This window comes from Saccharibacillus alkalitolerans (assembly GCF_011090185.1).
GTDB classification, from domain to species: Bacteria; Bacillota; Bacilli; order Paenibacillales; family Paenibacillaceae; genus Saccharibacillus; species Saccharibacillus alkalitolerans.
Window position 1 is genome coordinate 1 of the sequence record NZ_JAAFGS010000009.1, and the last position, 25069, is coordinate 25069.

Genomic DNA, 25069 nt, shown 5'->3' on the forward strand with positions numbered 1-25069 from the left:
TTCAAAGACCTTGTCGCTTGTCGCGGGAACTCAAATCGCTTTGCCCGGAGGGGTCAGCGGTTTTCGTTCCTGACTCACTTACTGTTCAGTTTTCAAGGAGCAAACCGTGTATCTTTCGTTTCCGCCGCTCGCTCATTCGCCCGCAGCAGCAACTCTTATATATTAGCATGTTCGTTTTCGTTTTGCAAGCCTTTTTTGAAATCTTTTTTCGGCTTCTTGCGAAGCTTTCGTAGATCTCGATTCCTGCCCGCATTCTAATAACGAACTTTCCAGTTCCGCCGCAGCTCGACTGGACTTTTAGTATACCTCGGATTCGTCTGTATTTCAACCCCTATGCCAAGTTTTTTTATGCAATGCAACATATTCGCACATATGCGCGTGTTTTTCCAGCCCAATCCAGTTCCTTTCCCGTCCCCTTCTTCGTTTCTATAACAAAAAGAAGAAAGAAAAGCGACCAGCCGCTCCCCCTTCTTCAAACATTCCGCTTTATTCAAGGCTATTTCGACTCGGCTTCTTCCTTACTGCGCTTCAGGCTTTTCCTGCCCGTAAGCGAAGCAAGGGTAAGAACCCAAAATCCGCACCTGGCAGCCGAGGGCAGCGATCTCTTCTACCGCCGCCTGCAGAAGAATGGAGTCGGCGCGTTCGAGGACATCGATGTAAAAATAGTAATTGCCCAGCTTTTTCTTCGTCGGACGGGATTCGATACGCGACAAGTTCAACCGTCTCCAAGCGAACGCAGACAGCACTTGATGCAATGCGCCGGCGTAGTCTTCAGGGAGAATCACCTGCATACTCGTCTTATCGTGTTCGCCGCTCTTGTCCAAACGAAGCTCGTCAGGTCCGATCAGCACAAAGCGGGTGTAATTGTTATCATGATCCGTTACGCGTTCGGCCAAGATGTCCAGCCCGTAACGCCGTGCTCCCAAGCGCGTCGAAAACGCAGCCCACCCGCTCCCCGGGTGAGCTGCGGCTTGAGCCGCGCCTTCGGCGGTGCTGCCCGCGTTTTCCAGCTCCGCTTGAGGCAAATGCTCGGCAATAAAAGTTCGGCACTGCGCAATGGCGACCGGGTGGGAGAGCACTTTGACGATTTTCGCAAAGTCGATCGTTCCGTCTTCGCCCTCGAATTCTTCGCGCCGGCCTACCAAATTCTGAATCGAAGGATACACCCACTCGGCGCGCATGGGAACGTCCACTTCATTGACAAGCCAATCCATATGCAGACTTACCGAGCCTTCAATCGTATTTTCGATCGGAATGACCGCATAATCGGCTTCTCCTTTGACGACAGCCATGAAAACATCGGAAATCAGCTTATGGTGAATCAACTCGACCGGCTCTTCTTCCAGCAAATAGAGAAGCGCTTCATGGGACACCGAACCGGCGGGAAGCAGTGCAATACGTTTCATGACGAAATTTCTCCTTTGATCAATTCCGGAAAGAGATCGGAGCGGCTGCCGGTCTCGCAAACGGCGCCTTCCAAATCCGGCTCAAGCCACAATGCGCGCGCTTCGATTCCGTGTTCCCGCATGACGCTTTGCATAAAAGTTTCGAGTTCTCCGTGCCTTCCTCCGTTCCGATCGACGAATGCGAGCAGCGTCGGACCCGCTCCGCTGAGGGCCGCACCAAGAGCTCCGTGATCCGATGCCTGTTCAAGAATCTTTTCCATGCCCGGTACAAGCGCTGCACGATAAGGTTGATGCAGCCTGTCCCTCATGGCAGAAGCGAGCAGATCCAACCGACCCGAGAAGAGCGCCGCCGTCAGCAGCGAAGAGCGGCTGATATTATACACCGCGTCCTGTATGCTCAGCTGCTGCGGCAGGACCGCCCGAGCTTCGGACGTCGCCAACTCAAATTCAGGAATAAGCACCAGCACCTTCAAAGCTTGCGGCGGTTCGATCCGAACGTAATCCGCACGCTCGCCGTCCCAGGCAGCCGCAATGATTCCGCCGAACAACGACGCGCCTACATTGTCGGGGTGGCGCTCGAGACCCGTCGCCAGATCAAACAGCCGCTCTTTGGATAACGGAGAGCCGATCAGCGCGTTGGCGGCGGCCATTCCGGCGATAATCGCCGAGGCGCTGCTTCCCAAGCCGCGAGTCAGCGGAATATCGGAACGCATGCCGATCTCCAACTCCGGCACGCTTTCGCCCGCCTCTTCGAAAACGAGTTGGGCTACTTTGTAAATCAAGTTCCTCTTGTCCGCAGGAATGCCTTCGAAACCTTCTCCCGCAAAATGTACCGTTGTCCGTTCCGCGCGGCGCATCTCGACCCAGATGTACAGGGACAGCGACATGCCGAGCGTATCAAATCCCGGTCCCAGATTGGCCGTACTCGCCGGCACGCGGACGCGCACCGATCCGGCGTTTTCGTTTATCATGATGTTCCTGCTCCTTCCGCTTCGTATCCCGCTTATCCCTCTACCCGATATACGCTGACGACCCGACGAACGACTTCCAGCTCCTCGAACCGATTCAATACTTTGTCGATGCTTTCCTTGCTGGCCTTGTGCGTGACGATCACGATCTCCGCATTCGGGTTCAGCTCGTTCGGCTGCTGGACGACGGAAGCAAGGCTGACTTCGTATTCGGTGAAAATCTGCGTGATCCGCGCCAGAACGCCGGCTTTATCGTCCACATGCAGCAGAATGAAATTTTTGAACTGGATCTCCGCGTCGCTTTTAAGCTTTTTCGGTTTATGCGGGGCGATTTGCTTCAGGCCGTTGACGCCCAGACGCAAATTTTTGATAACCGACACCAAGTCGGCCACGACCGAGGTCGCCGTCGGCATTTCGCCCGCTCCGGCCCCGTAGAACATCGTTTCTCCCACGGCTTCCCCGTAGACATACACCGCATTGAATACGCCGTTTACCGATGCGATCGGATGCGAAGATTTGACCATTGTCGGCTGCACGCTGATCGAGATCGCGTCTTCGTCGCGGTCGGCGATGCCGAGCAGCTTGATCTCGTAACCGAGATTTTTGGCGTAAGCGATGTCGGCTTGGCTGACTCCGGCAATTCCCTTAACCTGCACATCGGCCAATTCGACGTTCGTGCGGAAGCCGAGCGTGCCGAGAATCGTCATTTTGCGCGCCGCATCCAGTCCCTCAACGTCCGAAGTCGGGTCCGACTCGGCATATCCGAGCTGCTGCGCTTCTTTTAACACATCCACGTACGTGACGCCCTCTTTGCTCATTTTGGTCAGCATATAGTTGGTCGTCCCGTTAACGATCCCCATAATCTTCGTGATCCGATCGGAAGAGAACCCTTCGATCAGCGTGCGAATAATCGGAATGCCGCCGGCTACGCTCGCTTCGTAAAAAACGTCGCACTTCATTTCCTGCGCTTTTGCCAGAATTTCCGTGCCGTACAGCGCCATCAGGTCTTTGTTCGCCGTGACGATATGCTTGCCCTGTGCCAACGCTTCGAGAACGTAAGTCCGGGTCTGCTCGACCCCTCCCATTACCTCCACGATGACGTCGATCTCGGGATCGCGAATGACCTCCCAAGGGTCGTCGGTCAATCTGGACGGATCAATCGGAATGTTTCGCGATTTCTCCCGGTCCTTGACGGAAATTTTTTCGATCACGATCGGCGAGCCTACCTGTCCGCTCAAGTCTTCCTGGTGCATGTCCACGATCCGTACGACGCCCGTGCCTACCGTCCCCAGACCGAGCAGTCCTACTTTTACCGGCTTGTTACTCACGTGCAATTTCCTCCCCGTCCCTGTGCAGTCCTTGCTATGGCAATCGTATTGCCGCATCCGCTGCCCGTTCCGATTTCAACAATTCGCTCTGCCGTCCTAACCCTGTCCGATGACGACTACTCTGCTGACGCCCGCTACCGACTCCAGCGACGCCGTCAATCCGCTTAATTCTTCGGTCAATCTCGACGTTTCTACCGATAATACCACATTCGCGGTCCCCTGCAGCGGGATGCTTTGGTTGATGGTCAGCACGTTGCCTCCGCTTTCCGCGATCAACCCCAACACTTTGAACAAAATGCCCGCCCGGTGTTCCAGCAGCAGCGACAGCGTTACCAGTCTTTCGCGATCCAACTGATTGACCTGATGGATGCCGTCCTTATACTTGTAAAAAGCGCTTCGGCTGATGCCCGCGATCGCTACCGCTTCGTTGACCGTCTTGGCTTGGCCTCCCGCCAGCAGTTCCTTAACGTGCAAAGTTTTCAATATTGCCTCGGGCAAAATGTCTTCCCGGGCCAAATAATAACGCTCTTTCATAAAAGTCCTCTCCTTAAAGACTGCTGTTTTCATATAGCGGACATTATATCGAAGAAACCGACTCAGCGTCAACCCTTTACAGCAAAAAAGTTACACACCGCGTAAATTTGCAGAAACTCCTGCTCCTCTTCCATACAAAAAAAAGCGGATGAATGCTTCTACCTCGTAGAAACACGCATCCGCTTTTCATCGCACAGCCGGTTCGTTAGACCGGCGCCTGCGATCCTTTTCCATCGCACAGCCGTTCGTTAGGCCGGCGCCTGCGATCCTTCCCTGTACCGTCCGCTTCTTTTGCAAAAAAGAAGCCGCCCCAATCTCCGAGCCGGGAAGAAGGCGAGGGGCTTTCCCCTACACCTCCCCGGCGAGCGGTTTGCGATTGGAGCGACTTTTGGCTTTCCTTCTACTGCCGGACTCTACCGGAGTCCGCAGAGGAAAACAACCGGAGCGACAAGCGCAAACCGCTCGCCCGCCCCCTCTTAATAATAACTGCTGCCCTCGACAAACTCGAATTCGAAATCGGCGATGCGCACGATCGTGCCGTCTTTGGCGCCGCGCTTGCGCAGCTCCTCGTCGACGCCCATATGACGCAGCGTGCGGGCCAGCTTCAGAATCGCGTCGTGCGTATTCAGCTGCATCCGCTTCATCATGCGCTCGATCTTGACGCTTTCGACGACAAACATTTCGTTTTCCCGGCGAATCGTAAAGCCTTCGTCCTCGACCTGCTCCGCGCGGTACACTTTGCGTTCGGTCTGTTCGGCCGTTTCCGCGATAGCGGGAGCTTCCGGAATGGAATCCAGCACGTCGGCCGCGCGGTACATCAATTCCTGCACGCCTTGACGGGTCAAAGAGGAGATCGGCATGATCTCGATGTCCGGATTGACTTCGGCCACCTTTTCTTTGAAGATGCGCAGATTCTCCTCGGATTCCGGCATGTCCATTTTATTCGCGGCGACAATCTGCGGACGCTTCTCGAGCTCCGCATTGTACAGCTTGATCTCTTCGTTGATCTTCACCCAGTCCTCGAACGGATCCCGTCCTTCGGAGCCGGACATATCCACGACGTGGATAATGACCCGCGTGCGTTCGACGTGGCGCAGGAATTCGTGACCGAGGCCCACGCCTTCATGCGCGCCTTCGATCAATCCCGGAAGATCGGCCATGACGAAGCTGCGGCCTTCCCCGACGCCGACTACGCCCAGGTTCGGCGTAATGGTCGTGAAATGGTAAGCTCCGATCTTCGGCGTCGCGCCCGATACGACGGACAGCAGCGTCGACTTGCCGACGCTCGGGAAACCGACCAGTCCGACATCCGCCATAACTTTCAACTCGAGCACGATATACCGCTCCTGGCCTTCTTCGCCGTGTTCCGCCAGCTCGGGAGCCGGGTTGTTCGGCGTCGCAAAACGGATGTTGCCCCGTCCCCCGCGTCCGCCGCGGGCGATCACGATCTGCTGACCGTTGCGGGTCATGTCCGCCAATACTTCTTGCGTATCGTCGTCGATGATCAGCGTACCCGGCGGAATGCGAACGACCATGCTCTCGGCATTCGCGCCGTGCTGGCTCTTGTTGCGTCCTTTTTCGCCGCGCTGCGCCTTGAAGTGGCGCTGGTATCGGAAATCCATCAGCGTGCGCAGACCTTCGTCCACGCGGAAGATCACGTCTCCGCCTTTACCGCCGTCGCCTCCGGCAGGACCGCCGTTCGGCACATATTTTTCACGTCGGAACGAAACGAGGCCATCGCCTCCGTCTCCGCCTTTTACATAAATTTTCGCTTTATCTACAAACATGGGTTCACCTCTTCTAAATTTAGCGCCTTTCCCGAAACAATCCGTCGTCGCGAAGGAAACCGGTTGAAGGGGACTTTGCGCTCTGTTTCTTTATTTCGGGATAGGCACTTAAACGGGAAGCTTCCAGCGGATCAGCGTTCCTCCGTCCGCGGCTTCCGCCCGCAGCGCACAAGATTGAAGCGCTTCTTCGACTGCCCGGTGCAGCACGGGAGCCGCCTCGGGATCATGTTCAGGCTCGATGAACAAAGTCGCTTCCCCGTCCTCTTCGCCGAAGACGATTCGCAGCGCCGGTTCCGCAGCTTTTCCCGCAAGTCCCGAATAGCGATAGGCCGACATTCCCACACGCACGGCGCGAATCAGACTTTCTTCCTCATCGGAGGTCAGGCTTCCGGCATACCGCAGTTCTTCGTCCGCTTTGACATGCAGGGCGATCTCCCGGCTTTCCGCTTTGGCCGTCATCAAGTAGAAGACCAGCTCGGGCAGCCCCAGCTTTGCGATCCGGCTTTCCTTGTGCACATCGCCGCTGACCCGTTCCACAATCTCTTCGATCCGATCCGTCTTTCCCATTTTGGCATAGCCGAAAATCAGCTGGAGATCGTTCATCCAATCATGCCGTTGGTGACTGAGAACATCGAGAAAAAAGCTTTGCATCGATTGTCTCAACTGCTGAAGTTCCCGCTGCCTCCGCCGTCTTTCCCGTCCGGACAGCAACAGGAATACGGCGGCAAGCCAAACCGTTAGCAGAACGAACGTCAGGGTTCGCGGAAAAATCCAGGCCAGAACCAAAGGAACTGCGGCAGACAGCGGCATTATTAAAGATAAGTCCATCCACCTTCTCATCGGCTCTCTCCGTTTCTGATCATAATCAAAGTTCGTCTCGCACAGCTTATAACAAATGGCGAATTTGTCGTTCCTAACATGTCCCAATTTGCTTGTTCATCCGAAAAAGCCTTCTGGCACAAGGGATACGCCATGGATTCGCTAAATTTGAGTATACCCAGAATCCGGCAAAATTCCAAGCCGCGTCGGTCATGAACGGATCGTTTTCAGCCTTCTCCTAAGCGCCGTCAACAAAAAAAGACCTTCGGTACGAATACCGAAGGCTTCTTGATTACCCGTTAGGTCTTAGGCCTCTACGGAAGCTGCTACGTCAGCAACTTGCACCGGGTAGACGCTGACTTTTTTGCGGTCACGACCCAGACGTTCGAATTTCACGACGCCGTCGATCAGTGCAAACAAAGTGTCGTCTTTGCCGATACCTACGTTCGTTCCCGGGTGAATCTTCGTGCCGCGCTGACGGAAAATGATTCCGCCGCCGCGTACAGCCTGACCGTCGGCACGCTTGGCGCCAAGACGTTTCGAGTGGCTGTCACGTCCGTTCTTCGTCGAACCTACACCTTTTTTGGAAGCGAATAATTGGAGATCCAATTTCAACATGGTGGTCTACCTCCTTCTTTACTTATTTTGTAACCTGGTCAACCCGAATATATTCACGGTACGAAGTCTCGATTGTTCCCAGCATAACCACCATCGACTCGAGAATCAGCTCGGCTTGGGCTTTGAGTTCGTCCGATTCGATCGGCGGAAGAGTTCCGCTTAGAAAACCGTTCTTCATCCGGGTCTTCATCACCGTCCCGGTAAGTACCTCGACCGAGTTCACCGTTCCGACCGTAATGGCCGAAATGGCGGAACAGACGATGTCTTCACCGCGATTGGCGTAACCCGCATGACCCTGGACCTTAAACCCCGTGATCTTTCCGTCCGGCGATCTTACGATTTGGACGATAACCAAGTTATCACCCTCAATTATGCCTGGATTTTTTCGATCGTTACCTTAGTGTACGGTTGGCGATGGCCTTGTTTCTTGTGGTAGTTCTTTTTCGGTTTGTATTTGTATACAACAACCTTTTGGCCTTTACCGTGTTTTTCGACTTTCGCCGTTACGGTTGCGCCGGATACTACCGGGGCACCGATTGCCAGTCCGTCCTCTTTGGAAACGGCCAGGACACGGTCGAACGTCACGCTTTCGCCGTCGCCGGCATTCAGCTTCTCGATGAACAGTACGTCGCCCTCTTGGACTTTGTACTGCTTACCGCCTGTCTCGATAATTGCGTACATCTTCTTGCACCTCCTCATGTCTCAGACTCGCCTGGTTCGGGTGGATCACCTGCTTGGCAGGAATCACTTGGACCCGGCCTGTGCGGTTGCAGCATGTGCAAGGTGAGTACACCGGCACACATACCAATGTATCTTAACATCTCTTTTTCTAAAAGTCAACGGTTCATCGGAGCGTAATTCGGCCCGTTCCCCCGCATGCTCCGCAAACTTCGTGAAAAAGTCCCGCTCCGCTCTCGCGCACCTTTTTACGCGTCATTTCGAGCAGTCCAAGCTTCGTCCAGCCGACGATATGCGATTGCGTACGATCCTTGGCCAGCCTTTCCTCCAAACATTGGAGCACGCGCGTCCGGTTGCCTTCTTCCTGCATATCGATAAAGTCTACGATTACGATGCCGCCGACGTCCCGCAGCCGAAGCAGCCGCGCAATTTCTTCCGCGGCCTCCAGATTCGTCTGCGTGACCGTCTTCTCGAGGCTGTCCCCGGTACCCGTGAATTTACCCGTATTGACATCCACCACGGTGAGAGCTTCGGTCTGATCCCACACGAGATAACCTCCGCCGGGAAGCCAGATTTTACGTCCGAAGTCCCGGTGCAGCTGATGCTCCACCGGATAAGCGTCGAACAAAGGCGCCTCTTCGCGATACATCGACACACGCGGCTGCACGCCGGGCATCATCCGTTCCAAGTACGCGCACACTTTCTCCCGCTGCAAGGCGTCGTCCATAATCAGCTCGTCCGTTCCGGGATCGAACACATCGCGGACCATCCGTTCTGCCAAATCAAGATCTCGATACAGTTCCCGCGGAGCTTCCGCTTTCTCGGCCGACTCGCGGATCGATTCCCACTGCCGGCGGAGCCGGGCCAAATCCTCGCCCAGCGTTGCGTCGTCCTGCCCGCCCGCCACCGTGCGCAGAATCATTCCCTCGCCGGAACGGCGAAGATGTTCGCCGAGCGATTTGAGTCTTACGCGTTCCGTCTCGGGCTCCACTTTTTTGGATACCGCGACGTAATCCGCTTCGGGCATGAAAACGATGTAGCGGCCCGGAAGCGAATAATGCGTCGTGACCCGGGCTCCTTTCCCGCCGAGCGGTTCTTTCGTAACTTGAACAAGCAGCTGCTGCCCTCTGCGGGCAAGCTGCTCGATCGAAGGTTTCGATTTCGGCTGCTTATCCAGATGGGCGGGAAGCATATCGTCTATATATAAAAAAGCGTTTTTTTTCAAGCCGATATCCACAAATGCAGCTTGCATCCCCGGCAGTACATTGACGATCCGGCCTTTGTAAAAACTTCCGGCCGTTCCGTGTTCGCATACGCGCTCCGCCGCGAATTCGATCAGCCGCCCGTTTTCGAGCAGCGCCGTCTGGGTCCATTCCGATTCGTGATGCACAACCAGCTGTTTCATTCGTCACCTCTTGCCCTGCATTTTTTCGCTCATCGCCACGCCGCGGCATGGCCGGTACGCTCTTATCTCACTAGACGCGGTCCGGCGCGCAAAAGTTTCGCTTGCCTGCCGCTTCGCAAAGAAGACCCTCCGCCGCAAGGCAAGGGTCTTCTCCGTAAAAGTCGGGCGTTACCTGCCCACTCCGAAAATTTTCTTGAACAAATTGAAGCGGCCTTTCTTTTCGTCCAGCTGCATCAGCGGAACGGTATCTCCCTGAATGCGCCGGGCGATGTTCCGGTAGGCGATCGACGCCCGGGAATCCGGATTCATGACGGTCGGCTCGCCTGTATTGGCGGCCTTGATGACCATCTCGTCGTCCGGCACGATGCCGAGCAGGTCGATGTTGAGCACCTGCAGCACTTCGTCCACGTCGAGCATCTCGCCGGCTTTGACCATGTTCGGCCGAATCCGGTTTACGACCAGCTTGGGCGAAGTGACATGCGACCCTTCCAACAAACCGATGACCCGATCGGCGTCGCGCACGGCGGCGTTTTCCGGCGTCGTCACGACGATCGCTTGATCCGCGCCGGCGATCGCGTTTTTGAATCCCTGTTCGATTCCCGCAGGGCAGTCGATCAGCACGTATTGAAATTCGCTCTTCAATTCGAGAATGATATCGCGGATCTGATCCGGCGACACGGCGTTTTTGTCTTTGGTCTGCGCGGCCGGAAGCATGTACAGCTCTTCGAAGCGTTTATCTTTGACCAGCGCCTGGTGAAGGCGGCAGCGTCCGTCGGCCACATCGCAAATATCGTAAATAATACGGTTCTCCAGTCCCATGACGACATCCAGGTTGCGCAGGCCGATATCCGTATCGACCAGGCAGACCTTTTTGCCGAGCAGCGCCAGCGCCGTTCCGATATTGGCCGTGGTCGTCGTTTTGCCGACGCCGCCTTTTCCCGAAGTGACGACTATAGCCTCTCCCATCCTCTACACTCCTTTGAACACATTCAGATCCCGGCGCAGCCGGGCGATATTCGCCATTTTGTCGATCTGCATCTGCCCGTCTTTCAGGTAGGCAAACTCCATCTGCGTTTCGTGCGGATGAGCGCTGCTCTCCTCATCGTTGTCGGGCGGTCGGCTGATGACCTCGGCGATCCGCAGCTGCGTCGGCGCCAAATACGAAGCTCCGACGATCGCGTGTTCGCTGCCTTCCGAACCGGCATGAGCCATTCCGCGCAGCGCTCCCAGAATATAGATATCCCCGGTGCATACGATGGAACCGCCCGGGTTGACGTCCCCCAAAAACAGCAGGTTCCCGTCGTGTCTGAGCACCTGCCCGGAACGGACCATGCCGCTCATTGTCGTAACCGGCGTGCGCAGCACCGCGTTTTCGCGCAGTTCGGCCGATTTGGAACCTTCGATCGATCGAACCAGCAGATTGCGCTTGCTTCGCAGCACGTCCAAAATTTGCAGTTTTTGCTCGTCCGAAAGATCGCGTTCTCCGAATCGTACGTCGATCGAAACAAGCGGGCCGCTGAGAATCGCCTGATGGCTGTTCTCAAGCATGTCCCGAAGTTCGGCCAGCAGTTCCTCGAGATCGCATCGCTCGTCAAGCCGGAACACGAGGCCGTCCTTAATTCCCTTGATTGTAATGAGATTGCGCTTGATGGACATCTCCCCCGCTCCCCCTTCGACTGAATCTTTTCGAGACGAAGGGCCCTTTCTCCTGCACGGATCGCATAAAAGTTGCCGGTGCGCCTATTCTTTCCTGTCTTTTTTCGGGCGCAGCGGCATCTTGTCGAACTGGCGCCGAATCGGCACGTATACGATCAAGGCAAATACCAGCCGGAACAGCAGATCGGGAATGATGTACTGGATGAGCGCCCAATCATAGGTTTGCTCGTTGAAATTGAATACCGTATAAATGCCGAACAGCATGCTGTCCAGCATGAAGCTGCCGAGCATGACGACGGTCAGCAGCACCGGCAGCGGCGCCTTCGGAAGTTGGAACACGAGGCCCAGCAGATAGGCGGTAAAACCCATCGTGAACGAATACGGACCGAGCATCGCGCCGTAATACACGACGTCGTGCAGCATGCCGAATACGACGCCGAGAACCATCGCCGCATAACGGTGACGGTATACGGCAACGAACAGAATGCATACGAACACCAGGTTCGGCATCAAATGAGGAAGCCAAGAATTCGGCAGGAACCAGGGCAGCACGCTGCCCTGGAACAGGAACAGGACGAACAGCAGCAGAACGAGAATCTGTTTGCGCCACGTCATGGCGTACCTTCTCCCGCGGCCGCATTCGGATCCTGACCCGGAATGACGACGAAGAGTTCCTTCCATTCGACGAAGTTGGCCGTCGGACGGATTTTGGCGGTCGTGGTCAAGCCGAAGTCACTCGGTTTGGTATCCATGACTTTGCCCAATACGATTCCCGCCGGGAATACCCCGCCGCTGCCGGAAGTCACGATCGTGTCTCCCACCTTGATCATTTTTTTCGGATCGTCGTTCTTGATTCCCGTCATGAGAAGACGTTTCTCTTTGACGTCATAACTTTCCACGATACCGAACGTTCCCGGTTTTCCCGTCGCCGTTGCCGAGATGGCGTAGCTGTCGGGCGAAGTCAGGCTCAAAGACGTGATCAGTTGAATCGTCGACGTATAATCGGTCGTCGTGCTGATAATGCCGACCATGCCGTCGATGCTGGTGACGGCCATGCCGACTTCCACTCCGTCCCGCGATCCGACGTCGATGTTGACGGTCGGGTTATTGACGTCCTCGTTCACGGAAATGACCTGAGCGAAACGGTAATGTTTGGATGCTTTATCCACCTGATTTTTGGTGAAGTTCAGTCCGTCCTGCAATCCCTGCACGTCGGCCTTCAGCTGATTGTAATTGATTAAGTCGCGCTTAAGCTGAGCGACTTCGACCCTGAGTCTGTCGTTTTCCTTATAAACGCCGTTAAGCTCCGAAATATCTCCAAAAAATCCCGATACCGCGGCCGCCGGTTTGTTGACGATGCGCTGCGTAAAGCCGACCGTATCCTTCACGAACTTCTCGGGCCAGGTCAACCCGACCCGGTCGCCGAGCGTCACGCCCATCAGGGCGATAAACAGCACGAGGACGATCAGCAGAATGAACAGCTTGCGATTCCCGAGCACTCTAAACAGTTTGAACACCCTCTAACCTTGCTGAATTGTTCATATTCATGACCGCCGCCGATCAGCCGCGCTTCGAACGGCCCGAACCGTTGCCGCGCGCTTTGAACAAATGGATATTGTCCAGGGCGCGGCCGGTGCCGATCGCGACGCAGTCCAGCGGATTTTCGGCCACGATGACCGGCATGCCGGTCTCGCCGGCGAGCAGCTTGTCCAGGTTGCGCAGCAGCGCGCCGCCGCCCGTCAGGACGATCCCGCGGTCCATGATGTCGGCCGCCAGTTCAGGCGGGCATTTTTCGAGCGTGACTTTGACCGCTTCGACAATGGCGCTTACCGTATCGGCCAGAGCCTCGGTAATTTCGTGCGAAGTGATGGAGATCGTCTTCGGCAGTCCCGTAACAAGGTCGCGGCCGCGGATTTCGATCGTTTCCGGCGTTTCGAGCTGAATGGCGGAACCGATCTCCATCTTCAGCATTTCTGCCGTACGTTCGCCGATCATGAGGTTATACTGGCGTTTCACGTATTGAATGATGGATTCGTCCATTTCGTCGCCCGCCACACGGACCGAACGGGCCGTTACGATACCGCCGAGGGAAATCACCGCCACTTCCGTCGTGCCTCCGCCGATGTCGACGACCATGCTGCCCGTCGGCTCCCAGACCGGCAGATCCGCGCCGATCGCCGCCGCGAACGGCTCTTCGATCGTATACGCTTCGCGCGCTCCCGCCTGCTTCGTCGCGTCTTCCACCGCGCGCTGTTCGACGGCCGTAATGCCGGACGGCACGCAGACCATCACGTTCGGATGACGTTGGAACATGGAACGCTTCTTCTGCGCCTGGTTGATGAAGTACTTGATCATCGTCGCCGTCGTGTCGAAATCGGCGATGACGCCGTCTTTCATCGGACGGATGGCGCGGATGTTGCCCGGCGTGCGTCCGATCATTTTTTTCGCGTCTTCGCCGACCGCTTCGATGGTCTTCGTATCGGTGCGGAGCGCCACGACGGACGGTTCTCTGACCACGATTCCTTTGCCTCGTACGTATACCAGCGTGTTTGCCGTTCCCAAGTCGATTCCCAGATCCTTATTGCCCATCATTTTCGTTTAACTCCCTTTCTCATTCTGAATTCGCTATTATGCGTCCGATTGATTGTCGTTGAATGTACCGTTTGCCGCCCGTGCGCAATAAGTCCGTCCGAATATGGACGGAAAATTCACATCAGGCCCTGCTCTTTGAGGCTGACGTAGGTATCGTCGCCCACGACGATATGGTCGAGCACGTCGATGCCGACGATCCGGCCCGCTTCGGCAAGCCTTTTGGTCAATGCGATGTCTTCCGGGCTCGGAGCCGGATCGCCGCTCGGATGGTTATGGGCGCATACGATCGAAGCGCTGCTCCATTTGATCGCGGCACGAAATACCTCGCGGGGATGCACGATCGAGGCGTTGAGGCTTCCGACCGAAAGCGTTTCTTGACCGATGATATGATTTTTCGTGTTCAAAAACAGGCAGACGAAATGTTCCTTGCGCAAACGATCCAACTGCTCCCGAACCGCTTCGTACGCATCCCTCGGGCTGCGGACGACCACTTTTTCTCCGAAGCTTTTGCGCGACAAACGAAGCCCGAGTTCGATCCCGGCCTTCAACTGAACGGCCTTCGCAGGCCCTACTCCCTTGATCTTGGTCAGCTCCGATACGCTGAGGTCGGCCAGTCCCTTAAGACTGCCGGCCTCGCCCAGCACGCGCTGGGCAACCTGTACGGCCGACTCGCCGCGCACGCCCGTCCGAAGAAGAATGGCGAGCAGTTCGGAATGGCTCAGCGCGCCGGCGCCGTACTGCAGCATACGCTCTCTGGGCCGCTCTTCGCTCGGCAGGTCGCGCAGCAGACGGGTAAGATGAGACTCCATGATTCTCCTCATTTCGCGGGTCTCCGCAAACGGGTACTCATGCGTGTTTCAAGCGGACTCCAATTATGTAATCCTGCCGCAGGGCAGCCGAAATACGGAACCTCAGGGGTTGGACGGGAGCAAGTTTACGCCGAAGCCTTCGAGCATTTCGCCCAGCAAAGCCAGAGGCAGACCCACCACCGTAAAATAATCGCCTTCGATCGACTCGACGAGCAGTGCTCCGAGACCTTGTATCGCATAAGCGCCAGCCTTGTCCATCGGCTCTCCGCTTTTCACATAATCCTCAATTCGCCGTTCGCTCAATTCTTTCATTCGCACGTTCGTAAACCGGTGCGACACTTCGGCTCTTCCGCTTGCCGCGTCGATGCAGGCGGCACCGGTGTACACCCGATGTTCGCGCCCGCTCAGCAGACTCAGCATCCGAACCGCGTCGGCCGCGTCCTTGGGCTTGCCCAATACGGCGCCGTCCAGCACGACGATCGTGTCGCTGCCGACGATCACTCCTTCGGAGCGGGCACGGCGTTCCATCACCCACTCGGCTTTGCGGAGCGCAAGATCCTCGACGATCCGCTCGGGCGTCCAATCGCCCGGCACCTCTTCGGAAGCGCCGCTCGGCTCTACGGTAAAGTCCGCTCCGAGCGAGGCCAGCAGTTCGCGTCTTCTCGGAGAGGAGGAAGCGAGTATGATTTGACGTGTTTTTCTGTCGTTCGATGAATGGTTCAAAATGGAGAAAGCTCCTTTTTGCCGGTAAGATCGATGCCGCGGATTCGCCTCTCGCTCCACCGGTACTTCGGGACGGCTTGGACGTCCGCGCGACGAACCGATCCTCGGTCCGCTCCACAACCGGAAAACAGCTGCGGCAAGCCTTCGGCCAAACAGAAGCGCAGCTCCGGATCTCTATTGTATGCCAAAAGGCATTTTGAACAAACATTATTATACGTGCTAATCGGCGGCAACACAAACTTAAATCGCTTGGCGGCTGGGGACGAAGACGGAAAAAGCCGCTCCGGGCCGCAGCAGCGGTCTCGAAGCGGCTTCAAACCGATCGGTCGAACAAAGGCCCGCAGGCGGCCGATTATATCGCCCTGCTCTTCCAATCTTCGGCGAGCGCATGCGACACTTTCCAGATATCGCCCGCTCCCATCGTGATCACGAGGTCGCCGTCCTTGAGACGTCCGGTCAGATCTGCCAGCACTTCTTCCTTCGTGGCCAGGTAGCGCGCGTTCGGGCTGCTGTTCTGTCTGATCAGATCGGTCAGCGACGACGAATGCACGCCTTCGATCGGCTGCTCGCCCGCCGGCGAGTAGATGTCGACGATGATCGCTTCGTCGGCGTCGGCGAACGCCCGGCTGAACGCATCCATCAGGAAAAAGGTCCGCGTATAGCGCTGCGGCTGGAACACTGCGATAATCCGTTTGCCCGTCGATTTCGCCGCGCGCAGCGTCGCTTCGATCTCCGTCGGATGATGCGCGTAATCGTCCACCACCAGCACGCCGGCTGCGTCGGCCAGCACCTGGAAGCGGCGCTTCGCGCCGTGGAACTTCGACAGCCCGGCTGCGGCTTCCGCAAACGGAATGCCGGCCTTCATGCAGGCGATGAGAGCCGCCGTCGCATTGTAGACGTTGTACTTGCCCGGCACGAACAGCTCCACTCGCCCCAGCTCCCGGCCTTCCGCGCTCACGGTGAACGAAGCGCGCCGGTCGCCCAGCTCGATGTCCGAGATCCGGTAATCGGCGTCTTCCCCCATCCCGTATGTAACGAGCCCGCAGGTCAGCCGAGGCATCAGCTCGCGCAGGTTCTCGTCGTCGGCGCAGACGATCGCATAGCCGTCTTCGCGCGTCTGGTTCAGGAACTGCACGTACGCTTCCTTGATCTTCTCGAAGCTGCCGTCGTAATTCTCCAGATGGTCCGCTTCGATATTGGTCACGATGCTGATGTACGGATGGTATTGCAGGAACGTGCCGTCGCTCTCGTCGGCTTCCGCCACGACGAATTCGCTTTTGCCGGCTTTGGCGTTCGTGCCGAGACCGACGATTTCGCCGCCGATGATGTAGGTCGGATCGGCGCCGCATTCTTCCATCGCCAGCGCGGTCATCGACGAAGTGGTCGTTTTCCCGTGCGCTCCCGCAACGGCAATCCCTTTGCGCTCGTTCAGCAGACGCGCCAGCATCTGCGAGCGGTGCAGCGTCGGAATGCCGAGCCGCTGCGCTTCCACTCTCTCCACGTTATCTTCCGGCAGCGCCGTGGAATACACGACGACGTCGGCTCCCTCCACGTACTCCGCTTTATGTCCGTAATGAATCTCCGCGCCCTGCGCGGCAAGCTTTTTCGTCAATCCCTGTTCGGCCACGTCGGACCCCGTAATTTTATGTCCCATTTCCAGCAGTACCCGGGCGATCGCGCTCATGCCGTAACCGCCGATGCCGATGAAATGGATGTGTTCTGTCTTTTTCATAATGTGTTTCACCAACCTTTCTCAGAATCGGCCTGGTGCAGCAGCTGCGCACGCACGTCGGAAATCAGATACAGCGTCCCGGAGACGACCCCGAGGTCCTCCGGCCCGATCGAAGCTTCAAACGCGGCCAAAGCCGTCTTCCAGTCGGGCTGCACGACGATGCGAAGTTCCGGCTTGGCGTATTGTCCGCGAAGCCCTTCCGCAATGTCGGCAAGCGCCGAAGCGTCCATTTTTTTGCGAAAGTCCGGTTCCGTCACGATAAGTTCGTCCACTATCGGCAGAATCGACTTGAAATAATCCTCGTGGCTCTTGGTGGACAGCATGCCCATCATAAGCACCAATCTGCCGTACTTCCAACCGGTACGCAGGCTCTGCGCCAGCGCCGCAGCGCCTTCCGGGTTGTGCGCGCCGTCCATCAAAATGCGCGGCTGTTCGCGAACAAGCTCCATCCGGCCCGCCCAAAAAGCTTCGCCGAAGCCGGCAGCCGTCTTATCGTCGTCGAGCTGGAATGCCATGTACTGCCGCAGCACTTCGAGCGCCATGAAAGCGCCCGCCGCGTTCTCCAGCTGGTATTCGCCGCGAAGCGAAAGAGACAGGTCGAATTCGCGGAAAGGCCCCTTGAAATGCAGGCTTTGACCGTCTTCGCCGCTGCTCGTTTTTTCGTAAGCAAACTGTTCGCCCGCCGCATAGCAGGTGCTTTTGCGCGCCAGAGCCGTCTCTTTGATCACCTGCAGCGCTTCCGGTTGGCTTACGCCGGTCACGACCGGAACGCCCGGCTTGATGATGCCCGCTTTCTCGGCCGCGATCTTCTCCAGCGTATCCCCGAGAATGTCCATATGGTCGTGGCCTACGTTCGTGATGATCGAAAGCACCGGATTGACGATGTTCGTCACGTCCATGCGTCCTCCGAGACCCGTTTCCCACACGACGACGTCGGGGAAACACACGTCGGCGTAGTACAGAATCGCTAGCGCGGTCGATACTTCGAACATGGTCGGAGAGCCGAGTTCGGTCTCGGCCATTTCCTCCACGACGGGACGCAGCCGATTGGACAGTTCCAGCAGCGTCTCTTCCGGAATGTCCTGTCCGTTGTACTGGAACCGGTTCGTGAATTTCGTGATGTAGGGGGACGTGAACGTCCCTACGTCGTAACCGTTATGAATAAGCGCGCTGGTCAGAAACGCGCAGGTCGAACCTTTGCCGTTCGTGCCCGCGACGTGAACGAATTTGAGGCGGCGGTGCGGATGGCCGAACTTCTCCATCAGCTGTTCGATTCGTTCCAATCCGGGACGGATGCCGAACGGAAGAAGTCCGTTGATCCAATCCACCGCTTCCGCATAAGAAGTCAGGGGCGCCGAAACGCCCCGGTCGTTGTTGTCCATCGCTGACCCACCTTACCCTTTCAACTCGGCGATGCGGGCCAATACTTTGTCTCGCTTGTCGGAGTAATCCGCCTGCTTGGCGCGCTCTTCTTCGATGACGTGCGCAGGCGCTTTCGACGTGAAGCCCGGATTGGACAGCTTCTTGTCGACGCGTTCCACTTCGGAGTTGAGCGTCTTCACTTCTTTTTCGAGACGGGCGATTTCCTGGGCGATGTCGATCAGGCCCGCAAGCGGCAGATACAGCTCGGCGCCCGTGATCACCGAAGTCATCGCTTTGTCCGGCGCCTGCAAATCCAGCCCGCTGACGTATTCGGACGTATTGCAGAAGCGGCGGATGTAGCCTTCGTTCGCCGTCAGAATCTCCAGCGTTTCCGGCGACGTCGCTTTGACGTTCAATTCGATCTTTTTGCTCATCGGAACGTTCACTTCGGCGCGGATGTTGCGGACCGAGCGGATAATCTCCATCAGCAGTTCCATTTCGCGCGCGGCTGCCGCGTTCTCGAGCGATTCGTCGTACGTCGGCCACTGGGCCAGCGTGATCGTCTCGCCTTCGTGCGGCAGATGCTGCCAGATCTCCTCGGAAATGAACGGCATGAACGGGTGAATCATGCGCATCGTGCGGTCGAGCACGTAAGCGAGAACGGACTGCGTTTTGGCTTTCGCCGCGGCGTCTTCCCCGTACAGCGACAGCTTGGCGAACTCGATGTACCAGTCGCACAGATCGTCCCAGATGAAGTTGTAGAGCAGACGGCCGGTTTCCCCGAATTCGTAGGAATCCATCAAGCGCGTAATGTCGCGCGCCGTCTCGTTCATGCGGTGCAGAATCCAGCGGTCCGCCGTCGTCAGTTCGCCGGTAATGTCGATCTGTTCGTATTTGAATCCTTCCAGATTCATCAGCGCGAAACGCGAAGCATTCCAAATCTTGTTCGCGAAGTTGCGGATCTGCTCGACGCGTTCGAAGCGGAAACGCAGATCCTGTCCCGGCGTAATGCCCGTGGACAGCATGAAACGCATGGCATCCGCGCCGTATTGGTCGATAACTTCGAGCGGATCGACGCCGTTGCCGAGCGACTTGGACATCTTGCGTCCTTCGCTGTCGCGGACGAGGCCGTGCATCAGCACGTCCTTGAACGGAACCTGATCGGTAAATTCGAGCGCGGTAAAGATCATCCGGGCAACCCAGAAGTAGATAATGTCGTAGCCCGTCACGAGCACGTCGGTCGGGTAATAGCGCTTCAGGTCTTCCGTCCGCTCCGGCCAACCCAGCGTGGAGAACGGCCACAGCGCGGAACTGAACCACGTATCGAGCACGTCCTCGTCCTGTCTCAGGTCGTCGCGGCCGGCAAGCTTGCGCGCTTCTTCTTCCGTTTTCGCGACGAATACTTCGCCGGTCTCGTCGCAGTGCCAGGCCGGAATACGGTGTCCCCACCACAGCTGACGGGAGATACACCAGTCGCGGATATTTTCGATCCAGTGCAGATACGTTTTTTCGAAACGCTCCGGCACGAAGTTTACGCCGTTTTCCGAATTTTGCGCGTTGATGGCCCGTTCGGCCAGCGGCTGCATTTTGACGAACCATTGCGTGGACAGGTAAGGCTCGACCACCGCTCCGGTCCGCTCGCTGTGGCCGACCTGGTGCACGTGATCTTCGATGCCGACCAACACGCCCTGTTCCTTCAGATCGGCGACGATCTTTTTGCGGCAGTCCGCGCGGTCGAGACCGGCATAAATGCCCGCTTCCTCGTTCATCGTGCCGCCTTCGTCCATCACGTTGATCTGCGGCAGATCGTGGCGAAGGCCTACTTCGAAGTCGTTCGGATCGTGCGCCGGCGTGATCTTGACCGCGCCGCTGCCGAAGTCTTTTTCGACGTATTCGTCGGCGATGACCGGAATCTCGCGGCCGATGATCGGCAGTACGAGCATCTTGCCGACCATGTCCGCGTAGCGTTCGTCTTCCGGGTGAACGGCTACGGCCGTATCGCCCAGCATCGTTTCCGGCCGGGTCGTCGCGACCGTGATGGAGCCGCTTCCGTCCTTCAGCGGATATTTCAGGTGATACAGGTGACCCTGCGTTTCCTTGTATTCGACTTCGATATCCGACAGCGCGGTGCGGGCGGCCGGGTCCCAGTTGATGATACGCTTACCGCGGTAGATCAGGTCTTTCTCGTACAGCTTGACGAACACTTCCTTGACCGCGTCCGACAGCCCTTCGTCCAGCGTGAAGCGTTCGCGCGAATAATCGAGCGACAGACCCATTTTCGCCCACTGCGACTGAATGTTCGCGGCATAAGTATGTTTCCATTCCCACGCTTTCTCCAGGAATTTCTCGCGCCCCAGATCATAGCGGCTCACGCCTTCTTCGCGCAGCTTCTGTTCCACCTTGGCCTGCGTGGCGATGCCCGCGTGATCCGTTCCCGGCAGCCACAGCGCGTCGTAGCCCTGCATGCGCTTGGCGCGGATCAGGATATCCTGCAGCGTGAAGTCCAGCGCGTGGCCGATGTGCAGCACGCCCGTGACGTTCGGCGGCGGGATGACGATGGTATACGGCTTCGCTTCCGGCACGCGGCCGGCTTTGAAGAATCCGTTCTCCATCCAGTATGTGTACCATTTCTGCTCCGCGGACTTCGGATCGTAAGTCGTCGGCAGAGAGGTTTGATTTTCGTTGCTTTGAATATCCGACATCGGACAGCCCTCCCGTTAATGTGTTCAAGTTAAAAGGCAATAAAAAAAGCCCTTCGTCGCAAAGGACGAAAGGACTTGCTTTCGCGGTACCACCTTTGTTCCGCAGCCAGCCGTTTTCCGCAGGAAATTCGGTGTCCTGATCAGGACGCTTCCGGAGGAAAATCAGCACGCTTATCAGCATTCGCCGAAAAAATCGGCAGCCCTGCTGCGGCACTCGTACGGGTAACGGCCGTAAACCGGTCCTCCCTAGCTTCGACGGCCATCCGATTGCGAACGCCGGGCGATATTCAGGAAAACGACTCCCGGGCGACTTCGGCCAGCGCATGTCCTACGGAATCTTCCAGCCTCTGGATTCCGCTCTCTGAAGGGGCTGCCGCCTACTCTTCCCGTTCTACGTCTTTGATTTTAAAGTTGCGTGAATATCCTTTATCATACCTTGAGCGTCCGCGCTCGTCAATGATTCTTCGCGGAACTTGCCATGTCATGTCAGACGGTTAAGCAGCGAACGCATATCGTCCGGCAGCGGGTCGGCGGCTTCGATCCGTTCTCCGCTGAAAGGATGCACGAATTCGAGCCTTTCGCCGTGCAGCGCCTGCCGGTTCAAGGCGTCGGGCGGTCCGCCGTACAGGACGTCGCCGATCAGCGGATGTCCCGCATGAGCCATATGCACGCGGATCTGATGCGTGCGGCCGGTCTCCAGCGTCAGCCGGACCAGGCTGGCCCGGTCTCCCGCAAGCGTCTCGAGCAGTTCGACTCGGGTCAGCGCCTCCTGGCCGCCGGGGGATACCCGGCGGCGGCTCTTATGATGGCGGTCGCGTCCGATCGGCGCGTCGACGACGCGCAGGGACGGCGGGACTTTGCCTTGGACGACCGCGACGTACGCGCGGCCGATCGCCTTCTCGCGCATCCGCGCGTCCATCGCCGACCGCGCGAACTCGCCTTTGGCGTACAGCACCGGCCCGGACGTGTATTCGTCCAGCCGGTGCACGTGATGCACGGCGCAGGCTTCGCCGTGCATCTGGTAGTGCGCGGCGACGGCGTTCGCCAGCGTCAGGCGCCGCGCGCCGCCGTCGGGATGCACCGGCATCCCGGCGGGTTTATGGACGACTAAGCAGAAGTCGTCCTCGTACAGCGCTTCGAGCCCCTCTTCGGTCCAGAGGGGCTCGAAGCCGAGGGCTTCGTCCGGGCGCAGCCGCAGCCGTGCGCGGCCGCCCCGGACCTGCACTTCGCCCGCGTGCAGCAGCCGGCGGGCGAGCTTGTCCGGCACGCCGAGCGCCGCGGCGGCCAGAAGTTCCGGCCCGGCAGCCGCGGCTTCCGCGGGCAGCGCCGTCTCGATCCACTCGCCGCGGCGCGTCCAGGAACGCGCCATCAGAGCGACAGCAGCGCGCCGCGGTGCGCTTCGATCGTGGCGTCGATATCTTCGTCGCTGTGTACGCCGGAGACGAACATTCCTTCGAACTGCGAAGGCGCCACGCTGACGCCGCGGTCGATCATCGCCGCGAAATAGCGGCGGAACAGGTCCAGATCGCTGTTCTTGGCCGTGTCGTAATTGACTACCGGCCCTTCCGCGAAGAACGGGCAGACCATCGAGCCGACGCGGTTGATCGTGACCGGAATGCCGGCTTCCTTGGCATTCTTCTCGAAGCCCGCCTGCAGACGGGCGCCCGCTTCTTCCAACCGGTCGTACACGGCCGGCGTCAGCAGCTTCAGCGTCGTATAGCCGGCCGCCATCGCCAGCGGGTTGCCGCTCAGCGTGCCGGCCTGGTAGATCGGGCCGCTCGGCGCGACCTGCTCCATAATTTCGCGTTTGCCCCCGTAAGCGCCGACCGGAAGGCCGCCTCCGATGACCTTGCCGAAGCAGGTGAGATCCGGAGTCACGCCGAAGCGTCCCTGCGCGCTGTTCAAGCCGACGCGGAAGCCCGTCATGACTTCGTCGAAGATCAGGATGCTGCCGTGGCGCTCCGTCACTTCGCGCAGGCCTTCCAGGAAGCCGGGCTGCGGAGGGACGACGCCCATATTGCCTGCGACGGGTTCGACGATGATGCAGGCGATCTGCTCGCCGAACTTGTCGAATGCCAGCCGCACCGAGTCGAGATCGTTATAAGGGACGGTAATCGTATTCGTCGCCACCGCTTCCGGCACGCCCGGGCTGTCCGGCAGGCCGAGCGTCGCCACGCCCGATCCCGCCTTGATCAGCAGACTGTCGCTGTGGCCGTGGTACGAGCCTTCGAATTTCAGGATTTTGTCGCGTTTGGTCACGCCGCGCGCCAGGCGAATCGCGCTCAAGGTCGCCTCCGTGCCGGAGTTGACCATGCGCACGATGTCCACCGACGGCACCCGCTCGGCGACGAGCTTCGCCATCTCGGTCTCCAGCAGCGTCGGCGCGCCGAAACTTGTGCCTTTGGCCGCCGTTTCCTGCAGGGCGCGCACCACGTCCGGATGCGCGTGGCCCATGATCAGCGGTCCCCAGGAGCCTACGTAGTCGATAAAGACGTTGCCGTCGATATCGTACACGCGGCAGCCTTCGCCCCGCTCGATGTAGACCGGCGTCAAGCCGACCGATTTGAATGCCCGTACGGGGCTGTTGACGCCGCCCGGGATATATTGTTTCGCTTCTTCGAAAGCGGCGCTCGAACGGGTATCGACGCGCTTGGATACGGATTCGCTCATGGGATCACTCCTTCGGATTTATCGGCGGGCGGCCGGAAACGCCGCCAGGAAGGCTTTCCGCCTGCCCGCCGCTTGGCCCGGGCGGCTCTTCGGTGCCCCCGGGGATCTGCCGCGCGCAGGCTCTTCGTTACGCCCGCGCGTCTCTTATTCCGCTTGTTTCGAAAGTTCCTCTTCCAGAATCAGTTCCGTTCTTCGCGCAGCCAGCGTGCCGCGTCTTTGGCATGGTAGGTGATGATAATGTCCGCTCCCGCGCGCTTCAAGCCCGTCAGCATCTCCATCACGATACCTTTTTCGCTGATCCAGCCGTTGCCTGCAGCCGCTTTGACCATCGAATATTCGCCGCTGACGTTGTAGGCCACGAGCGGCAGATCGAATTCGTTTTTGATCGTGCGGATAATATCCATATAGGCCAGAGCCGGCTTGACCATCAGCATGTCCGCGCCTTCAAGCACGTCGCTCTCCGCCTCGCGGATCGCTTCCAGCGCGTTGGCCGGGTCCATCTGATACGTCTTGCGGTCGCCGAACTGCGGCGCCGAATCGGCGGCTTCGCGGAACGGACCGTAGAACGCAGAGGCATACTTGACCGAATAGGCCATGATCGGAATTTGTTCGTAGCCGGCGGCGTCGAGCCCTTCCCGGATCGCCTGGACGTAACCGTCCATCATGTTCGACGGCGCGATGATGTCCGCGCCGGCTTCGGCTTGGGACACGGCAGCGCGCACAAGCAGTTCCAACGACTCGTCGTTCAGCACGTCGCCGTGCACGTGGCCGTCGCGTTCGAACGTGTGAACCATGCCGCAGTGGCCGTGATCGGTGAATTCGCACAGGCAGGTATCGGCCACGACCAGAAGGTCCGGGTACCATTCCTTGATTTTGCGGGTCGCCTGCTGAACGATGCCGTCCGATGCGTATGCGCCCGTGCCTACGCTGTCTTTCGTTTCCGGAATGCCGAACAGAAGAACCGCTTTGATGCCCAGGCCGGCAATCTCGTCCACTTCGGCTTTCAACATGTCGATCGAGAGGTTATAGACGCCCGGCATCGAGCTGATTTCGGTCTTGACGCCTTCTCCGTAAGTGACGAAGATCGGCATGATAAAGTCGTCCGCGCTGATCGCGGTCTCGCGCACCATGCTGCGCAGCGCCGCGGTGCGGCGCAGACGGCGGTGTCTAACGGTCGGAAATGCCATGATACAGGACTCCTTTTCGAATAGGGATTGGGCCGGAACGTTCGTCCCGGCAAAAATCCGGCCGGCCCCTCTTCGCGAGAGGTTCCGGCCGCA

At 58.1% G+C, this 25069-nt stretch carries 23 protein-coding genes and 1 other annotated feature; all 23 genes read right to left on the reverse strand.

Features of this window, described 5'->3' with window-relative positions; genetic code table 11:
• Positions 1–518: 518 nt before the first annotated feature.
• The 23 genes from pheA to hemB all read right to left on the reverse strand — a co-directional run bounded on the left by pheA (position 519) and on the right by hemB (position 24976).
• A complete protein-coding gene (gene pheA / locus GYN08_RS19670; RefSeq protein WP_166278044.1) occupies positions 519–1406 on the reverse strand; it encodes a prephenate dehydratase in 888 nt (295 codons plus the stop codon).
• Complete coding sequence (thrB, locus tag GYN08_RS19675) at positions 1403–2377, reverse strand: homoserine kinase (RefSeq protein ID WP_166278047.1); 975 nt, start codon at positions 2375–2377, stop codon at positions 1403–1405. Before thrB ends, pheA begins: the two co-directional genes overlap by 4 nt.
• A gap of 32 nt (positions 2378–2409) precedes the next feature.
• Positions 2410–3702 (reverse strand): homoserine dehydrogenase, encoded by a 1293-nt coding sequence (locus GYN08_RS19680; RefSeq protein WP_166278049.1) that lies wholly within the window; start codon positions 3700–3702, stop codon positions 2410–2412.
• Between the two features lie 96 nt (positions 3703–3798).
• Positions 3799–4236, reverse strand: a complete 438-nt coding sequence (locus GYN08_RS19685) for an ACT domain-containing protein (protein WP_166278052.1) — start codon at positions 4234–4236, stop codon at positions 3799–3801.
• A 476-nt stretch (positions 4237–4712) separates the two neighbouring features.
• Positions 4713–6023 (reverse strand): GTPase ObgE, encoded by a 1311-nt coding sequence (gene obgE, locus GYN08_RS19690; protein WP_166278055.1) that lies wholly within the window; start codon positions 6021–6023, stop codon positions 4713–4715.
• Between the two features lie 108 nt (positions 6024–6131).
• Positions 6132–6686 (reverse strand): Spo0B domain-containing protein, encoded by a 555-nt coding sequence (locus GYN08_RS19695; protein WP_166278058.1) that lies wholly within the window; start codon positions 6684–6686, stop codon positions 6132–6134.
• A 462-nt stretch (positions 6687–7148) separates the two neighbouring features.
• On the reverse strand, positions 7149–7460 hold the full coding sequence (rpmA, locus tag GYN08_RS19700) for a 50S ribosomal protein L27 (protein ID WP_018977229.1): 312 nt from the start codon (positions 7458–7460) through the stop codon (positions 7149–7151).
• A 22-nt stretch (positions 7461–7482) separates the two neighbouring features.
• Positions 7483–7815 (reverse strand): ribosomal-processing cysteine protease Prp, encoded by a 333-nt coding sequence (locus GYN08_RS19705; protein WP_166278061.1) that lies wholly within the window; start codon positions 7813–7815, stop codon positions 7483–7485.
• A 14-nt stretch (positions 7816–7829) separates the two neighbouring features.
• Positions 7830–8141, reverse strand: coding sequence for a 50S ribosomal protein L21 (rplU, locus tag GYN08_RS19710; RefSeq protein WP_166278064.1), 312 nt, complete (start codon positions 8139–8141; stop codon positions 7830–7832).
• A 13-nt stretch (positions 8142–8154) separates the two neighbouring features.
• Positions 8155–8239, reverse strand: a sequence feature (ribosomal protein L21 leader region).
• Between the two features lie 65 nt (positions 8240–8304).
• The gene (locus tag GYN08_RS19715) at positions 8305–9543 is read right to left on the reverse strand and encodes an Rne/Rng family ribonuclease (RefSeq protein WP_166278067.1); all 1239 of its coding nucleotides are present in this window, start codon (positions 9541–9543) and stop codon (positions 8305–8307) included.
• Between the two features lie 168 nt (positions 9544–9711).
• Complete coding sequence (gene minD / locus GYN08_RS19720) at positions 9712–10509, reverse strand: septum site-determining protein MinD (RefSeq protein ID WP_166278070.1); 798 nt, start codon at positions 10507–10509, stop codon at positions 9712–9714.
• A gap of 3 nt (positions 10510–10512) precedes the next feature.
• Positions 10513–11199 carry a septum site-determining protein MinC gene (minC, locus tag GYN08_RS19725; RefSeq protein ID WP_166278073.1) on the reverse strand — a complete coding sequence of 229 codons (687 nt, stop codon included), beginning with the start codon at positions 11197–11199 and terminating at the stop codon, positions 10513–10515.
• Positions 11200–11283: 84 nt separating this feature from the next.
• Positions 11284–11814, reverse strand: coding sequence for a rod shape-determining protein MreD (gene mreD / locus GYN08_RS19730; RefSeq protein ID WP_166278078.1), 531 nt, complete (start codon positions 11812–11814; stop codon positions 11284–11286).
• Positions 11811–12716 carry a rod shape-determining protein MreC gene (mreC, locus tag GYN08_RS19735; protein WP_166278081.1) on the reverse strand — a complete coding sequence of 302 codons (906 nt, stop codon included), beginning with the start codon at positions 12714–12716 and terminating at the stop codon, positions 11811–11813. The genes mreD and mreC overlap by 4 nt, the downstream gene beginning before the upstream one ends.
• A 43-nt stretch (positions 12717–12759) precedes the next feature.
• Positions 12760–13791: a rod shape-determining protein gene (locus GYN08_RS19740; RefSeq protein WP_166278084.1), complete on the reverse strand. Its 1032-nt coding sequence runs from the start codon at positions 13789–13791 to the stop codon at positions 12760–12762.
• Positions 13792–13907: 116 nt separating this feature from the next.
• Positions 13908–14600 (reverse strand): RadC family protein, encoded by a 693-nt coding sequence (radC, locus tag GYN08_RS19745; protein ID WP_166278387.1) that lies wholly within the window; start codon positions 14598–14600, stop codon positions 13908–13910.
• Positions 14601–14702: 102 nt separating this feature from the next.
• Positions 14703–15323 (reverse strand): Maf family protein, encoded by a 621-nt coding sequence (locus GYN08_RS19750; RefSeq protein ID WP_166278087.1) that lies wholly within the window; start codon positions 15321–15323, stop codon positions 14703–14705.
• A 352-nt stretch (positions 15324–15675) separates the two neighbouring features.
• On the reverse strand, positions 15676–17055 hold the full coding sequence (gene murC / locus GYN08_RS19755) for a UDP-N-acetylmuramate--L-alanine ligase (protein ID WP_166278090.1): 1380 nt from the start codon (positions 17053–17055) through the stop codon (positions 15676–15678).
• Between the two features lie 8 nt (positions 17056–17063).
• Positions 17064–18437, reverse strand: a complete 1374-nt coding sequence (locus GYN08_RS19760) for a bifunctional folylpolyglutamate synthase/dihydrofolate synthase (protein WP_166278093.1) — start codon at positions 18435–18437, stop codon at positions 17064–17066.
• Between the two features lie 12 nt (positions 18438–18449).
• Positions 18450–21119 carry a valine--tRNA ligase gene (locus GYN08_RS19765; RefSeq protein ID WP_166278096.1) on the reverse strand — a complete coding sequence of 890 codons (2670 nt, stop codon included), beginning with the start codon at positions 21117–21119 and terminating at the stop codon, positions 18450–18452.
• Positions 21120–21600: 481 nt separating this feature from the next.
• Complete coding sequence (locus GYN08_RS19770; RefSeq protein WP_166278099.1) at positions 21601–22488, reverse strand: RluA family pseudouridine synthase; 888 nt, start codon at positions 22486–22488, stop codon at positions 21601–21603.
• Positions 22488–23789: a glutamate-1-semialdehyde 2,1-aminomutase gene (gene hemL, locus GYN08_RS19775; protein WP_166278102.1), complete on the reverse strand. Its 1302-nt coding sequence runs from the start codon at positions 23787–23789 to the stop codon at positions 22488–22490. Before hemL ends, GYN08_RS19770 begins: the two co-directional genes overlap by 1 nt.
• Positions 23790–23968: 179 nt before the next feature.
• Entirely contained in the window at positions 23969–24976 is a 1008-nt protein-coding gene (gene hemB / locus GYN08_RS19780) for a porphobilinogen synthase (RefSeq protein WP_166278105.1), read from the reverse strand.
• Between the last annotated feature and the right edge of the window lie 93 nt (positions 24977–25069).